We start from the raw sequence: 15,452 nt of genomic DNA on the forward strand, positions 1-15,452 counted from the left end.
TGGTAATGGGTTCCGAGGCCCGTCTCTTGACCTGAGGGAGACGATGCCGGAGTTCTCGTCGCCGCCCGCCACGGTCCCAGCCACTCCTTATATATGTGTACAGGGGCCACGCACAGAGTCCCCTGTACAGATAGAGGAGCCTCCTACTCCGCCCGGCGGTGCGAACGACGTCTTCTGGACGCCGTACTCGCACCGCTTCGCGGGCATCGACCGGCTGCGCCGGACTCCGTCCGCCGGAGTCCAGGCAGCCACACAACTCCGCCCGGCGGTGCGAACGTCCTGTCGCGCCAGCCTCGCTCCGTCGGGCGGTAACAAACCAGAGCGCCGAGTCACGGACGGTCCCGTGACTCGGCGCTTTGTCGTTCCCCGAGGCAGGCGGGCTATCGTAGGCGGCTCTGACTGAAAGGTCAGTCGGCGGTGTCCGACCGAGGGGTGCGAGCGAGAGTGTCCGACCGTCAGGCGTTGATCCTGGAAGCAGCCGTACGCGTCATCGCGCGCAACGGCGTCAGAGGGCTGCGGGTCGAGGAGCTGGCGGCCGAGGCCGGGGTCTCCACGGCCCTGATCTACTACCACTTCAAGGACCGCGCCGGCCTGGTCACGCGCACCCTCGCCTTCATCAGCGACCGCGCCACCGGCTACACCGACGAGGCCGTGCAGGACGCCGACGACGCCCGGAGCGTCCTGCTCCAGCTGCTGCTGGGCGAGCTCCAGGACACCCCCAGCGTCCGCGAGAACAGCATCGCCTGGGGCGAGCTGCGCGCCAGCGCCGTCTTCGACGCCGGCCTGCGCCAGGCCCTCGCCGAGTCCACGCGCGGCTGGGTCCAGGACACCGCCGACGCCGTCGCGAACGCGCGGGCCGCCGGCCTGGCGGAACAGGGCGTGGCCCCCCTGGACGTGGCCGAGCGGCTGACGTCCCTGGTGGAGGGCCTCAGCGAGCGCTGGCTCAGCGGTTCGCTGACCCTGGAGCGGGCCCGTCAGCTACTGACCGGCGCGGTCGACGCCGAGCTGGGCCCGCGTCCCTCGTAGCCCGCGCACGGCCCCCGTACGTACGACAGCGGCCCCCGCCCCTCCGTGAGGAGGAGCGGGGGCCGCTGCGTACCGCCAGGCCTGGACTGCCGAGTCCGCTACCTGATCCGGGGGATCAGACCTGCAGGGACTTGATGGCGGTCGGGGCGTGGCCCGGCTCGGTCGCGAGCTCTTCGAACTCGGTGACGTCGCTCATGTCGACCGTCTTGCTCATCGCGATGTTGGTGACGCGCTCCAGGATGGCCTCGACGACGACCGGGACCTGGAACTCCTGCGCCAGCTTCTTGGCCTCCTCGAAGGCCTCGCCCAGCTTGTCCGGGTCGGTGACGCGGATCGCCTTGACGCCCAGGCCCTCGGCGACCTTGACGTGGTCGACACCGTAGACACCCAGCTCGGGGGTGTTGATGTTCTCGAACTCGAGGTTGACCTCGAAGTTGATGCCCAGACCGCCCTGCGCCTGACGGATCAGACCCAGGTAGGCGTTGTTCACGAGGACGTGGACGTAGGGGACCTTGTGCTGGGCGGCGACCGCCAGCTCCTCGATCATGAACTGGAAGTCGTAGTCACCCGAGATCGCGACGATCGGGGTCTCCGGCTCCGCGGTGGCGGCACCGATGGCGGCCGGGATGGTCCAGCCGAGCGGGCCGGCCTGGCCGCAGTTGATCCAGTGGCGCGGCTTGTAGACGTGCAGGAACTGCGCGGCCGCGATCTGGGAGAGTCCGATGGTGGTGACGTAGCGGGTCTCCGGGCCGAAGGCCTTGTTCATCTCCTCGTAGACGCGCTGCGGCTTCAGGGGGATGTTGTCGAAGTGCGTACGGCGCTGCAGGGTGGCCTTGCGGTCCTGCGAGGAGGCGGCCCAGGCGGAGAAGTCCGGGAGCTTGCCCTCGGCCTTCAGCTCCTTGGCGATCTCGATGAAGAGCTCCAGCGCGGCCTTGGCGTCGGAGGCGATGCCGAAGTCCGGGGCGAAGATCTTGCCGAGCTGGGTGGGCTCGATGTCGACGTGGACGAACTTGCGGCCCTTGGTGTACGCGTCCAGGTTGTAACCGGTGTGACGGTTGGCCCAGCGGTTGCCGATGCCGAACACGAAGTCCGACTCCAGGAAGGTCGCGTTGCCGTAGCGGTGCGCGGTCTGCACACCGACCATGCCGGCGGCCAGCTCGTGGTCGTCCGGGATGACGCCCCAGCCCATGAGGGTGGAGATGACCGGGACGCCGGTCAGCTCGGCGAACTCGACCAGCAGGTCGGAGGCGTCGGCGTTGATGATGCCGCCACCGGCGACGATCAGCGGGCGCTCGGACTCGAGCAGGAACTGCAGGGCCTTGGCGGCCTGGGCGCGGGTGGCCTTCGGCTGGTAGACCGGCAGCGGCTCGTAGGTCTCCGGGTCGAACTCGATCTCGGTCAGCTGGACGTCGATCGGGAGGTCGATCAGGACCGGGCCCGGACGGCCGGAGCGCATCAGGTGGAAGGCCTGCTGGAAGACACCGGGGACCTGCGCGGCCTCCAGGACCGTGGTGGCGGCCTTGGTGACGGGCTTGGCGATCGAGGCGATGTCGACGGCCTGGAAGTCCTCCTTGTGGAGCTTCGAGACCGGGGCCTGACCGGTGATGCACAGGATCGGGATCGAGTCCGCGATCGCGGAGTACAGGCCGGTGATCATGTCGGTGCCGGCCGGGCCCGAGGTACCGATGCAGACGCCGATGTTGCCGGCCTTGGCGCGGGTGTAACCCTCCGCCATGTGCGAGGCGCCTTCGACGTGGCGGGCCAGGGTGTGGGCGATGCCGCCCACGTTCTTGAGCTCGCGGTAGAACGGGTTGATCGCAGCGCCGGGCACGCCGAACGCTTGCGAAACGCCCTCACGCTTGAGGATCTCCACTGCAGCGGCGGCGGCTGTCATACGAGGCATCGAGTTCTCCTGCGGGTCTGGCGGTCAGACTGTTTTCCGTAATCCGGAAGTTTTGTTCTGCTATACGGAACAAGCTAAGCGGCCACCCTCCGCACGTCAAGGCGGTACGACACCCCGGAAACCACCAAAAGGCACATCTCGTTCGGTGAGTTGCACAAATGGCCGGGCCCGCGCGAGGAATCGGCGGGAATCCACGGGCTCGCTCGCCCCGGCGGTCGCCGGTGGTGGAGCATGTACCTACGCACAGCGACGGAGGGGGCCCTGAGTCTCATGGCGGAAGCGGTACCGGTGCGCTGCCCGGCGTGCCTGCGCGAGAACGGCTACACCACCCCGGTCTTCCCCTGCGCCTGCGGGAGCCCGGTCGCACCACCCCTGGACCTCTCGGCGCCGCCCCTGCCGCTGACGCATCGCACCTGGTCGGAGAGCTGGGTGACGGTGCGGTGCGGGGCCTGCGGGCGGGAGAGCGAGTGGCCGCACCCGGAGGTCGGCTGCGGCTCGTGCGGGACGGTGGTCCTCGTTCCGGTGCATCCGCCGGAGCCGGCGGACGCGGGCGCGGGGGACGCGCCGGGCGCGCGGGACGGCGTACGGGAGGACCTGCCCGGGGCGGACCGGGCGGCGGACCCGGCGGCCGGGCGGGGGCCTCGGCGGGGTCCGGATCCGGCCACGGGGCGCCCGGCGGCGCCTCCAGCGGGACGCGACCCGCGCACCGGGACGCAGACCCCGGCGGGGTCCCGGGGCTCGTCTCCGGGCTCGGGCTCGTCCCCGGGCTCGTCCCCCGCCGTCGCCCGTACGCCGGTCCCGCGGCCGGCGTTCCGGCCCGTGACCATCCGTACCGCCCGGGACGCGGTGATCACGGCCGCGCTGTACCTGCGCTGGCTCGGCTTCCAGGACGTCCGGCAGCCCGACGGCGTCCCGGTCCCCTCGGCGGCGGTGGACCTGCGGGCCCCGGGCGTGGTGGCCCAGGTGGACCCGACGACGGCGCCCGCCGGGCTGCGGGCGGTGGAGTGCGTCTGGCTGAACGGCCTCACGGCGTCCGCGACCAGCGTCTACTTCTCCCTCGCCGGGTACACGGAGGACGCCCGCAGCCGCGCGGACGACCTGGGGATACCGCTGTTCGTCATGGACCTCACCGGCATGCCGCAGCCGGTCAACGACCCGGCGGACCGGCTCGTGGGGACGGGGGCCTAGGCTCGGAGGCTGTTGGTTTCAGTTTTGGCGGTTTCAGTTTTGGCCGGCCGCAACGCCCCTTCCTGCCGAGGAGAGCCCGATGAGCCTGTACGACATCCCGCTGACCACCCTGGACGACGAGCCCACGAGCCTCGCGGCCCACAAGGGCAAGGCCGTCCTGCTGGTGAACACGGCCTCGCAGTGCGGGCTCACCCCCCAGTACTCGGGGCTGGCCCGTCTGCAGTTCAAGTACGAGGAGAAGGGCTTCACCGTCATCGGCGTGCCCTGCAACCAGTTCGGCGGCCAGGAGCCGGGCAACGCGGAGGACATCCAGACCTTCTGCGCGGCCGGCTTCGGCGTGACCTTCCCGATGCTGGAGAAGACCGAGGTGAACGGTGAGAACCGGCACCCGCTGTACGCGGAGCTGGTGAAGACCGCCGACGCCGAGGGTGAGGCGGGGGACATCCAGTGGAACTTCGAGAAGTTCCTGATCTCCCCCGCCGGTGAGGTCGTCGCGCGCTTCCGCCCGCGTACCGAGCCGGAGTCCGCCGAGGTCATCGCGGCGATCGAGGCGCAGCTGCCGGGCTGATCCTTCGGTGCTGTTCCGTCGGTCAGCCCAGGTCGGCCTCGTCGTACTCCACGCCCGGGCCGGCCGGGCCGGCGGCGGTGAGCTCGCGGAGCTCGACGCGGCGGATCTTGCCGGACACCGTCTTGGGGAGTTCGGCGAACTCGATGCGGCGGATCCTCTTGTACGGGGAGAGGACCGCCCGGGAGTGCTCGAAGAGCGCCCGGGCGGTCTCCTTCCCGGGCTCCCATCCGGCGGCGAGGGTGACGTACGCCTTCGGGACGGCCAGCCGCAGCGGGTCCGGGGCCGGTACGACGGCCGCCTCGGCGACGGCCTCGTGCTCCAGCAGGGCGCTCTCCAGCTCGAACGGGCTGATCTTGTAGTCGGAGGCCTTGAAGACGTCATCGGCCCGGCCCACGTAGGTGAGGTAGCCGTCGGCGTCGCGCGAGGCGATGTCCCCGGTGCGGTAGAGCCCGTCCGCCATGGCCTCGGCGGTGCGCTCCGGGTCGTCGCGGTAGCCGGTCATCACCCCGGCGGGGGCGGGGCGCAGGTCCACGCACAGCTCACCCTCTTCGGGGGACTCCTCGCCGGTGACGGGGTCGAGGAGGACGATCTCGTAGCCGGGTGCCGGGCGGCCCATGGAGCCGGGCTTGACCGGGACGCCGGGGAAGTTGCCGACCTGGAGGGTGGTCTCGGTCTGGCCGAAGCCGTCGCGGATGGTGACGCCCCACGCGTCCCGGACCCGTTCGATGACCTCGGGATTGAGGGGCTCGCCCGCGGCGACGGCCTCGCGCGGGGGGCTCTGGAGCTGGGTGAGGTCCGACTGGATCAGCATCCGCCACACGGTGGGCGGGGCGCAGAAGGTGGTGACCCCGCCCCGGTCCATCTCGGCCATCAGCCGCTGCGCGTCGAAGCGGGCGTAGTTGTGGACGAAGACGGTCGCGCCGGCGTTCCAGGGGGCGAAGAGGTTGGACCAGGCGTGCTTGGCCCAGCCCGGTGAGGCGATGTTGAGGTGGACGTCGCCGGGGCGCAGCCCGAGCCAGTACATCGTCGACAGGTGCCCGATCGGGTACGAGGCGTGCGTGTGCTCGACCAGCTTGGGGCGGGCGGTGGTGCCCGAGGTGAAGTACAGCATCAGCGGATCACTGGCGAGGGTGGCTCCGTACCCGCCCTCGGGGCTGAAATTCCCGTCAGCCCGGTACATCTCCTCCAGCCTGCGCCAGCCGGCGGGTACGTCGGGCCCGGCCGCGATCCGCGTGTAGGTGCCCGGGACCCCCTCGAACTTGGGGGTGTCCTCCGTACGGGCGATGACGTGACGCACCCGGCCCCGCTCGACGCGGTCGCGCAGGTCGGCCGGGCCGAGCAGCGGGGTGGCGGGGATGACGACGGCGCGCAGCTTCATCGCGGCGAGCATCACCTCCCACAGCTCGCGCTGGTTGCCGAGCATCACCAGGATCCGGTCGCCGGCGGCGACGCCCTGGGCGCGCAGCCAGTTCGCGGCGGACGCGGAGCGCCGGCTCATCTCCTCGTAGGAGACGCCCCGGCTGGTGCCGTCCTCCTCGACGATCCGCAGGGCGTCCGCGCCGTTGCCCTCGGCGATGCGGTCGAACCAGTCGAGGGCCCAGTTGAAGCGCTCGGGGCGGGGCCAGGTGAAGCCGGCGCGGGCGGCCTCGTACTCCCCCCGGTGCGCGAGGAGGAAGTCCCGGGCGGCCAGGAAGCTGTCGGTGGCGCTGTTCTCCGTCATGACAGGCATCGTGCCGCGCCGGGCGGGGCCTCCACCAGGCCGGCGTCAGCCGTGGATTGATCAGCCGTGGATTGACCCGAAGCGCACGGGCCCGGCGCCCCGGCCCATCCCGGCGAGCAGGGCCTCTCCTTCGGCGACGATCTCCTCCTGGACGCCCTTGGCGCATTCGCCGAACAGCTCCACCACGAGCCCGTCCGTGTCCCCGTCCCCGTTCGCCTCGACCTTCCACAGCCCGGCGAGGAATCCGTCGACGAGCAGCGCGCAGTGGGCCTGGTTCCCGGTCCAGATGCGGCTCTTGCTCTCCGGGCTGAGGACGCGGGAGCGGTCGGCGTGCGAGAGCAGCAGGTTGTCGAACTCCGGGAGGAAGCGCGGCGGCGCCGGGGTGTCTGCGTCGGGGCGCGGGGCGTCGGGGAGATCGAACAGCTCGGTCCCGTTCCCGTCCTGGAAGGCGAGCAGGCGCGGGCGCAGCCGCTCGAAGACCTCGCGCAGACGGGTGAGACCGGCCCAGGTCTGCATGTCCTTGACGGATGCGGGACCGAAGGCACCGAGGTAGCGCAGCACCAGGCCGTCGATCGCCTGCCCCTCCTGCTCGCGCTCGTGCCCTTCGGACTCCCCGATCCACCGCGCCGCGGTGGTGAGCCGCACCTGGCCGCTGCGCCCCCACACCCCGCGGGGGGTGACCTGTACGAGCGGGAGCAGGCAGCGCGCGGCGACGGACAGGGACTGCGGGTCGGCGCCGGGCCACTCTTCGAGCAGTTCCTCGCGGATCTCCCCCATGGTGCGCGGCTCGGCCTCGACGAAGGCGCGGGCCCGCGCGGCGAGCCGGCCGAGGTCCACGCCCACCAGGCCCTTGCGGAAGTAGCCGACCTCGCGGTCCCGGGCGGCCTGGACGAGCGGCCGCAGGGTCAGGGCGTCGTGGGCGGTGTGGGTGTGGATGGTGGACCGCATGGTGACCATCCGGACCACCCGCCGCGCCTCCATGAGCTCCGCCAGCTCGCCCGGCCGGAAACCGGCGAGCCGGGCGTGCAGCTGGTAGTACGGCGGCTTGACGTTCTGCGCCTGGAGTCCGACCAGGTGCGTCACGGCGTCCTCGGCGGACATCTCGGCGCGGCTCAGCAGCAGCTGCCGGGCGAGCGTGGCACGGTTCAGTGCGCGGGTGTCGAGTACGGGATTCGTTGTCCTGGAGGCCATGACTGCACGCTAGCCGCCCTTGCGGACACATTCTGTCCGCAAACCGATATGCCCCGATTACCCGCCCCCGCCCACCGCCGTCCCCACCACCCACGGGAGCTGACCTGCGATGCCGGAGCGCCCAGACCGCCGCCCCTCACCGTCCGCGAAGCGCTCGGGCTGGCTCCGCCCGCCCGGCGGCCCCGCCTCCACTCCCCCGGGCGCCACCCCGCCGGCGTCCCCGGCCGCCGTGCCCGCGAACCACCACAGCGTCGTCGACTCCGCCGTCTACCGCGACGGCCGCCGCGTGGCCTCCCCGGCCACCCTCGCCGAGACCTTCCGGCAGCTGCGCGAACAGCCCGACGGCATGGCCTGGATCGGCCTGCACCGCCCGACGGAGACCGAACTCCACTCCCTGGCGGCCGAGTTCGACCTCCACCCGCTCGCGATCGAGGACGCCCAGGAGGCCCACCAGCGCCCCAAGCTGGAGCGCTACGGCGAAACCCTCTTCGTCGTCCTGCGCGCGGCCCGCTACCTCGACGCCCTGGAGGAGGTCGACTTCGGCGAACTCCACGTCTTCGTCGGCCCGGACTTCCTGATCACGGTCCGCCACGGCGCCGCCCCCGACCTCTCCGCCGTCCGCCGCCGCATGGAGGAGACCCCGGACCTCCTCTCCCTCGGCCCGGAGGCCGCCCTGTACGCGATCCTCGACGCGGTGGTCGACGGGTACGCCCCGGTCGTCGCCGGCGTCCAGAACGACATGGACGAGATCGAGACCGAGGTCTTCCGCGGCGACCCGGAGGTCTCCCGCCGCATCTACGAACTCTCCCGCGAAATGGTCGAGTTCCAACGCGCCACCCGCCCCCTGGTCGGCATGCTCCACGCCCTGATGGCCGGCTTCGCCAAGTACGGCACGGACGAGGAACTCCAGCGCTACCTCCGCGACGTCGCCGACCACGTGACCCACACCAGCGAACGCGTCGACGGCTTCCGCCAGGCCCTGACCGAAATCCTCACGGTCAACGCCACCCTGGTCTCCCAACAACAGAACGCCGAAATGCGCGCCCTGGCCGAAGCGGGCTTCGAACAGAACGAGGAAATCAAGAAGATCTCCTCGTGGGCGGCAATCTTGTTTGCACCCACACTCGTAGGAACCATCTACGGCATGAACTTTGAGTCCATGCCCGAGTTGGGCTGGACCTTCGGATACCCCCTTGCGATCTGCCTCATGGGGATGGTTTGCGTCAGTTTGTATGTGATTTTCAAGCGACGGGACTGGCTCTAAGCCCCTCGCGTGACGCTCAGTCATCCTTCGCACTTCGCTTTCGCATCACTCACAGATCGACCCCGAAGCAGCCGTGGGGGGTCTCTGGGGGGAATAGATGCGGGCGATCTCCTCGCCCTGCCCCGGCAAGCCTATGACCAGCCTCTTTTGTGCGTCGGAAAGCCCTGGGGGGAATCCGGGGAGAAACGAATGGCAATCGGGCGCATCACAGACAGTGCCCTCCATGCGACTTTCGTCCGACATTCCTCCGCCCCCGCCACGCATCCCGGCGAGCGCCAGGAGCGCTTAGCCAGCAGCCCCGGCTCCGCTGAGCCGGGGCTGGAACCTGAGGTCTTCGGCAGGCCTACAGGCCACTTCCCCGGGCCGCATCGAGGTGGGTGGGGGCGAACATGCGGAGCAGGGCGGGGAGAACAACGACGCTCGGGCCGGGGGTTGCCAGGGCTGCGGCGAGGTCGTGTTCCAGGTCGGGTGGGCTGGTCAGTGTGGCCGGGACGCCGAAGGACTCGGCGAGGCGGACGAAGTCCGGGCGGGTGAGTTCGGTGGCGGTGGCCCCGCCGAAGGTGTCGGTCATGTACTCGCGCAGGATGCCGTAGCCGCCGTCGTCGACGATCAGCCAGGTGACGTCGAGGTCGAGTTGGCGAGCTGTGGCGAGCTCGGCTATCGAGTACATCGCCCCGCCGTCCCCGGAGACGGCGAGCACCGGGCGGACCGGAGCGGCGACCGCCGCTCCGAGGGCCGCGGGGAATCCGTAGCCGAGGCCGCCGGCGGCCTGTGCGGAGTGCATGGCGTTCGGTCGGCGGGCGTCGAAGGCGGACCAGGCCCAGTAGCCGAGGATCGTCATGTCGAAGAAGACCGGGGAGTCGTCGGGCAGGGCGCGTCGCAGGGCGGCCAGCAGTTCGCGTTCCGGTTCCAGGTCCTGTTCGTCGAGTCGGGCCTGGATCCGTTTGAGGAGGCCGGCCGCCACCTCCTCGGCTCGGCCGTCCGGTTCCCTGGCCGGGATGGAGTTGTACAGGGCGGCCAGGGCGAGCCGGGCGTCGGCGTGGATGCCGAAGGCGGGATGGTTGGACTCCAGCTTGCCTAGGTCGGCCTCGATCTGGATCAGCCGGCCTCGCGGTGCGAGGGTGTGGTAGTTGCTGGAGAGTTCGCCCAGACCGGATCCGACGACCAGCAGGACGTCGGCGTCTTCGAGGAGGCCGGTGGTGTGGCGGTCCTCCAGCCAGGACTGGAGGGAAAGCGGGTGCTCCCACGGGAAGGCGCCCTTCGCGCCGTAGGTGGAGGCCACGGGGGCGCGCAGCAGCTCGGCGAGCAGGAGGAGTTCCGAGGTGGCCCCCGCGCGCACCACTCCGCCACCCGCCAGGATGACCGGCCGCTCGGCCTGCGCCAGGAGCAGGGCCGCCTCGGCGATCAGCTCGGGCCGGGGGATTAGGGGGCGTGGCTCGGCTCGCAGGCCGGTCACCGGGGGGACCGTGGTGGGGGCCAGGAGTACGTCCTGCGGGATCTCCATCCAGACCGGGCCGTACGGCACGGTGAGTGCGGACTCCCAGGCGGCGGCCAGAGCGGAGGGGATCTGCGAGGCGGTGCGCGCGGTGTGTACGGACTTCACGACGTCGCGGAAGCTGGCCTGCTGGTCGGTGAGTTCGTGGAGGTAGCCGCGGCGGCGGCCGCCGAGTCCGGCCGAGGGGATCTGGCTGGACACGGCGAGGACCGGGACGGAGGCGGCCGCGGCCTCCTGGAGGGCGGCGAGTGAGGTGAGTGCGCCCGGTCCGGTCGAGAGGAACAGGGGCGCTACCGTTTCGGCGGTGCGGGCGTAGCCGTCGGCGGCGAAGCCGGCGTTGTTCTCGACCCGCAGGCCCACGTAGCGCAGCGGGGAGCGGCGCAGCGCGTCGAAGAGGCCCAGGGCGTGCTGGCCGGGGAGGCCGAAGACGCATTCGGCGCCGAGTGCGGTGAGTGATTCGACGACGAGGTCGCCGCCGTTGCGAACGTGGTTCAACGGACACCTCCAGCAAGGGTCTTGGCCGTCCGGGCGCGTGTTGCGGTATTCATCAGCGCCTCTCAGTGGGCGTAGTCGGGGGCGATGCGTTCGACGAGGCGGAGCAGGGCGGCCCAGGCCAGGTCGTACGCCTTGTCGTCCTGGAAGTCGGAGCCGTGCTGGTCCCCGGAGAGTTGGCGGGCTGTCAGTTCGCAGACCTCGGGGGCGGGGATCAGGAGCGGAGCCCCGCCCGCCATGGCCGTGGTCTGGATCTGGCAGGCGTTCTCGAGGTAGTGCATGCGCAGGAAGGCCTGGGCGGGGCTGGTGCCGACGGTCAGCAGGCCGTGGTTGCGCAGGATCATCGCGGGGTGCTCGCCCAGGTCGGCGACCAGGCGCTGCTGTTCGTCGAGGTTGAGGGCGACGCCTTCGTAGTGGTCGGTGCGGGAGCAGCCGCGCTCGGCTTCGGCGTGGCACCGGTCTACGACGAGGTGCCGCCGGACCTGGTCACCGCCTGCGAGCGGCACTCCCTTCCCCTGCTGCGCGTCCCTGTCGCCACACCCTTCGTCGCCGTCGGCCGCTCCCTCTACGGAGCGATCGCCGACGCCAGCACTCGCGACCTGCGGCAGATCTCCCAGGCGCAGTCCGCCCTCGCCTCCGCCGCGGCCCGCCCCGATGCGATGCCCGCCGTCCTGCACCAGCTCTCCACCCACCTCGGCGCCTGGACCGTGCTGATCGACGCGCAGGGCCGTGACCTGTTCAGCGCCGGCCCCCGGCCCGCCCCGGCCGTCCGGCAGCAGCTGCTCGACCTGGCCGTACGCACCATGTCCCGATCACGGCTCGCCAGGGCGGGACGCACCCAGCCACCGACCGCCGCGGCCGAGCACCACGCGGGCAGCCGCCTCACCGTGCACACGCTCCCCGGCAGGGAAGGCAGCACCGGGCCGCTCGTCCTCGGCATCGCCGCCACCACTCCGCCCACGGTCGTCCACCGCGCGGCGACCGGCGTGGCCACCGTCCTGCTCTCCCTGCTCACCAGCCCCCGCCACGCCCTCGGTACGGACAGCGCCGACGCCGGCGCGCTGGTCCGGCTGATGCTGGGAGCGTCACCCGCGGACGTCGCCCCCGTCCTCCTCCCTGCCGACGCTCCGCCCGGCGGTCGCTGGGTCGTCGTCCGCGGCCATCGCGCCAGGCCGGAGGCGGGCTCGAGCGTGCCCGTCGGCGGCGACCCCGTACAGCTCGCAGCACTTGGCACCGCGCTGAGCACCTCCTACCTCGGCCTGGACGGCGACGCGCTGCGTGCCCTGGTCCCGGGCGCACCCTCGATCGACGCCGAGGCCGCCGCCCGGCTGGGCTGGACGCTCGGCCTCAGCGCACCCGTGGCCACCGTCGACCTGCCCAGCGCCGATACACAGGCCGAGCGCGCACTGCGGCGCGCCCTCGCCACCGGTGAGCCGGTGGTGCACCACCGCGCCGAGGAGCAGAGCGTCCACGGCATCGTCGACGCCGCCGATGCCAGGGCTCTCGCCCGCGCCCGGTTCGCCCCGCTCGACACCGCCGCACAGCCCGGCCCCGCCGTTCTGCTGGAGACGCTGCGCACCTGGCTCGCACTGCACTGCAGCTGGGACCAGACCGCCACCGCGCTCCAGGTGCACCGCAATACGGTGCGCCACCGCATCGGCCGCGTGGCCGACCTCCTGGAGACCGATGTCCAGGACCCTGACGTCCGGATGGAGCTCTGGTTCGCCCTCCACTGGCTGCCCGGCGAGCGACAGCAGGACTGAGAGGAACGAGCGGTCGCCCCGGGCCGTGGCCGGTGCTAGAAATAGAGCGTTATGAGGGTTACCGGCCCGTTCGGGGCACGAGGGGACCCTGCCGGCACCGAGGCGTCACCGCCTGCCAAGGGGCAGCGTCGTCGGTTCCGGCCGAGGGTGCGCAGTGTCGCGGGCCAGGTGTTCGTGATGCAGCTCGCGATCGTGGTTCTGCTCGTTGCAGCAGCCGTGGTGGCGCAGGTGCTGCAGGCTCAGGCCGGGGTCATGGAGGACGCCCGTCATCGTTCGTTCGTGGGCGCCCAGACCTTCGCGAGCGCGCCCGAGACGCTGGCAGCCATGGAGGCCGAAGACCCGACCGCGCTGCTGCAGCCGCGGGCGGAGCAGACCCGTAAGAAGTCCGGAGTCGATTACGTCGTCGTGTTCAGCCCGGCCGGGACGCGCTGGACCCACCCCGACCCCAACCTGATCGGGAAGCACGTCACCGGCACCTTTGAGCACGGGCTCGCAGGCGAGACGTACACGAGCACCTTCCTCACGCCGTTCGGCAAGGCCGTGGACACCACGGTCCCCGTCATCGACGCCGACGGGGCGGTCGTCGGACTGGTGGCCGTCGGTATCAGCGTGGAAAGCGTGAACGAGCGGGTCACGCACCAGCTGCCGCTCCTGTTCGCCGCCGCAGCCGGCGCCCTGCTCCTGGCGACGGCCGGCTCGGCTCTCGTAAGCCGGAGACTGCGGCGCCAGACGCACGGTCTGGAGCCGGCCGAACTGAGGCGGATGTACGAGCACCACGATGCCGTGCTCCACGCGGCGCGCGAAGGGGTGCTCATCGTCGGGGGCGACGGACGCCTCGTACTGGCCAACGACGAGGCGCGGCGGCTACTGGACCTGCCCGCGGACGCGGAGGGACGCCAGATCCCGGACCTGGACCTGCCTCCGCCACTGGCCGAACTGCTGCTCTCCGGCCGGGAGGCCACCGACGAGGTGCATGCCGCGGGCGACTGGCTGCTGGCGGTGAACGTACGACCCACCGAGCCGTACGGCGGACCGCCCGGGAACGTGGTGACGCTGCGCGACACGACCGAGCTGCGGGTCGTCGCCGGAGAGGCCGCCGTGGCCCAGCGCCGGTTGAAGCTGCTCTACGACGCGATGACCGAGATCGGCACCACCCTCGACGTCGTGAGGACAGCCGAGGAGCTGACCCGGTTCTCGGTCCCCCGCTTCGCCGACTTCGCCAGCGTCGATCTGGTTGCCCCGATCCTCCAGGGAGAGGAGCCGACGGGCACGACACTTCGCCGTACGGCCGTCACCGGCATCCGGGACGACCATCCCCTGTACGACGTCGGCCAGGTGATCGACTTCGTGGCCACCGCCCCGCAGGCGATCGGCTTCGGCACCAGGGAGCCGGTTCTGGAGGCGGACCTGCCCGGCTCGACCGAGTGGCGCGAGCAGGATCCCGTCATCGCCCAGGAGATCATCGACCACGGCATCCACTCGATGATCGTCATCCCCTTGCGCGCACGGGGCGTCCTCATGGGCGTCGCGAGCTTCTGGCGCTCCGAGAAGCCCGAACCCTTCGAGCAGGAGGACGTGTCGATCGCCGAGGAGCTGGTCGGCCGAGCGGCGCTGGCCATCGACAACGCCCGCCGCTACACCCGCGAGCATGCCGTGGCCGTCGCCCTGCAGCGCAGCCTCCTGCCACAGGGGGTGCCCGAGCATTCCGCGCTCGATGTGGCGTACCGCTATCTGCCCGCGCGGGCCGGGGTGGGCGGGGACTGGTTCGACGTGATCCCGCTGCCCGGCGCCAGGGTGGCGCTGGTCGTGGGCGACGTCGTGGGCCACGGGCTGCATGCGGCCGCCACCATGGGCCGTCTGCGCACCGCGGTGCACAATTTCTCCGCGCTCGACCTGCCTCCCGACGACCTCCTGGTGCACCTGGACGAACTGGTGAGCCAGATCGACAGCGACGAGGCAGCCGGCGGTGACGGCGCGGCGCTCGCGGGGGCCACCTGCCTGTACGCCGTCTACGACCCGATCGCCGGCCGGGTCAGCATCGCCCGGGCCGGCCATCCCGGCCCCGCCTTGGTCCTCCCCGACGGCACCGTTTCGTTCCCCGACGTGCCCCTGTCCCCGCCCTTGGGTGTGGGCGGCAGCCTGCCCGTGGAGAGCGCCGACATCCTCCTGCCCGAAGGGTCACGACTCGTGCTCTTCACCGACGGACTGGTCGAGGACCGTGACCGCGACATCGATACGGGCCTGGAGCTGCTGCGCATCACCTTGGCCGCAGGTGCGGACCGTACGCCGGACGAGACGTGCACCGCAGTCCTCGACACCGTGCTGTCCGCACACCCCGACGACGACGTCGCCCTGCTGGTGGCGCGCACCCGGCTGATGGACCCCGCCCGGGTCGCCGAGTGGGACGAGGTCCCTTCCGACCCCGCGGCCGTGGCTCCGGTCCGCTCCGCTTGCGGACGCACTCTGACCGCATGGGGGTTGGAGGAGATCGGGTACGCCACCGAGCTGATCCTCAGCGAGCTGATCACCAACGCCATCCGCTACGGCGCCCAGCCCATCCGCGTCCGCATGCTGCACGACGACGATCGCAGCCTGATCTGCGAGGTCTCCGACGGCAGCAGCACCTCCCCGCACATGCGGCGCGCCGCCACCACCGACGAGGGAGGCCGCGGCCTGTTCCTCGTAGCCCAGTTCGCCGAACGCTGGGGCACTCGCTACACCCCGCGCGGCAAGGTGATCTGGACCGAGCAGTCGCTCCACGACAACCAAGAAGGACCAGGAGCCGACATGGTCGAACACCTCCTCGACCAATGGGACGACGAGGCCTTGTGACCGCGTAGGA

At 71.3% G+C, this 15,452-nt stretch carries 11 protein-coding genes; 6 read left to right on the forward strand and 5 right to left on the reverse strand.

The features are described 5' to 3' along the window. Window positions 1–444: 444 nt before the first annotated feature. Entirely contained in the window at window positions 445–1,026 is a 582-nt protein-coding gene (locus tag OOK31_RS06670; protein WP_267011394.1) for a TetR/AcrR family transcriptional regulator, read from the forward strand. Between the two features lie 115 nt (window positions 1,027–1,141). Here the strand turns inward: OOK31_RS06670 and gcl are convergent, their stop codons facing one another. After that, window positions 1,142–2,929, reverse strand: a complete 1,788-nt coding sequence (gene gcl / locus OOK31_RS06675; RefSeq protein ID WP_267011395.1) for a glyoxylate carboligase — start codon at window positions 2,927–2,929, stop codon at window positions 1,142–1,144. Window positions 2,930–3,199: 270 nt separating this feature from the next. Between gcl and OOK31_RS06680 the strand changes: the two genes are divergently transcribed. Both OOK31_RS06680 and OOK31_RS06685 read left to right on the forward strand, forming a co-directional pair. Beyond that, on the forward strand, window positions 3,200–4,117 hold the full coding sequence (locus tag OOK31_RS06680) for a hypothetical protein (protein ID WP_267011396.1): 918 nt from the start codon (window positions 3,200–3,202) through the stop codon (window positions 4,115–4,117). 79 nt (window positions 4,118–4,196) lie between these two features. Then, complete coding sequence (locus OOK31_RS06685) at window positions 4,197–4,685, forward strand: glutathione peroxidase (RefSeq protein ID WP_267011397.1); 489 nt, start codon at window positions 4,197–4,199, stop codon at window positions 4,683–4,685. Between the two features lie 22 nt (window positions 4,686–4,707). On the opposite strand, the gene OOK31_RS06690 is transcribed toward OOK31_RS06685, so the two are convergent. Both OOK31_RS06690 and OOK31_RS06695 read right to left on the reverse strand, forming a co-directional pair. Beyond that, window positions 4,708–6,405: an AMP-binding protein gene (locus OOK31_RS06690; protein WP_267011398.1), complete on the reverse strand. Its 1,698-nt coding sequence runs from the start codon at window positions 6,403–6,405 to the stop codon at window positions 4,708–4,710. Window positions 6,406–6,465: 60 nt separating this feature from the next. After that, window positions 6,466–7,596 carry a winged helix DNA-binding domain-containing protein gene (locus tag OOK31_RS06695; RefSeq protein WP_267011399.1) on the reverse strand — a complete coding sequence of 377 codons (1,131 nt, stop codon included), beginning with the start codon at window positions 7,594–7,596 and terminating at the stop codon, window positions 6,466–6,468. A 109-nt stretch (window positions 7,597–7,705) separates the two neighbouring features. Between OOK31_RS06695 and OOK31_RS06700 the strand changes: the two genes are divergently transcribed. After that, on the forward strand, window positions 7,706–8,860 hold the full coding sequence (locus tag OOK31_RS06700; protein WP_267011400.1) for a magnesium and cobalt transport protein CorA: 1,155 nt from the start codon (window positions 7,706–7,708) through the stop codon (window positions 8,858–8,860). Between the two features lie 343 nt (window positions 8,861–9,203). Here the strand turns inward: OOK31_RS06700 and OOK31_RS06705 are convergent, their stop codons facing one another. After that, window positions 9,204–10,850: a thiamine pyrophosphate-binding protein gene (locus tag OOK31_RS06705; protein WP_267011401.1), complete on the reverse strand. Its 1,647-nt coding sequence runs from the start codon at window positions 10,848–10,850 to the stop codon at window positions 9,204–9,206. A gap of 62 nt (window positions 10,851–10,912) precedes the next feature. Beyond that, window positions 10,913–11,191, reverse strand: a complete 279-nt coding sequence (locus OOK31_RS06710) for a class II aldolase/adducin family protein (protein ID WP_323188184.1) — start codon at window positions 11,189–11,191, stop codon at window positions 10,913–10,915. 6 nt (window positions 11,192–11,197) lie between these two features. On the opposite strand from OOK31_RS06710, the gene OOK31_RS06715 reads away from it, so the two are divergent. Continuing rightward, complete coding sequence (locus tag OOK31_RS06715; RefSeq protein ID WP_267011402.1) at window positions 11,198–12,610, forward strand: PucR family transcriptional regulator; 1,413 nt, start codon at window positions 11,198–11,200, stop codon at window positions 12,608–12,610. A 177-nt stretch (window positions 12,611–12,787) separates the two neighbouring features. Then, window positions 12,788–15,442, forward strand: coding sequence for a SpoIIE family protein phosphatase/ATP-binding protein (locus tag OOK31_RS06720; protein ID WP_267011403.1), 2,655 nt, complete (start codon window positions 12,788–12,790; stop codon window positions 15,440–15,442). The last annotated feature ends 10 nt before the right edge of the window (window positions 15,443–15,452 follow it).

It is taken from the genome of Streptomyces sp. NBC_00249 (assembly GCF_026342355.1).
Classification (GTDB): Bacteria; Actinomycetota; Actinomycetes; order Streptomycetales; family Streptomycetaceae; genus Streptomyces.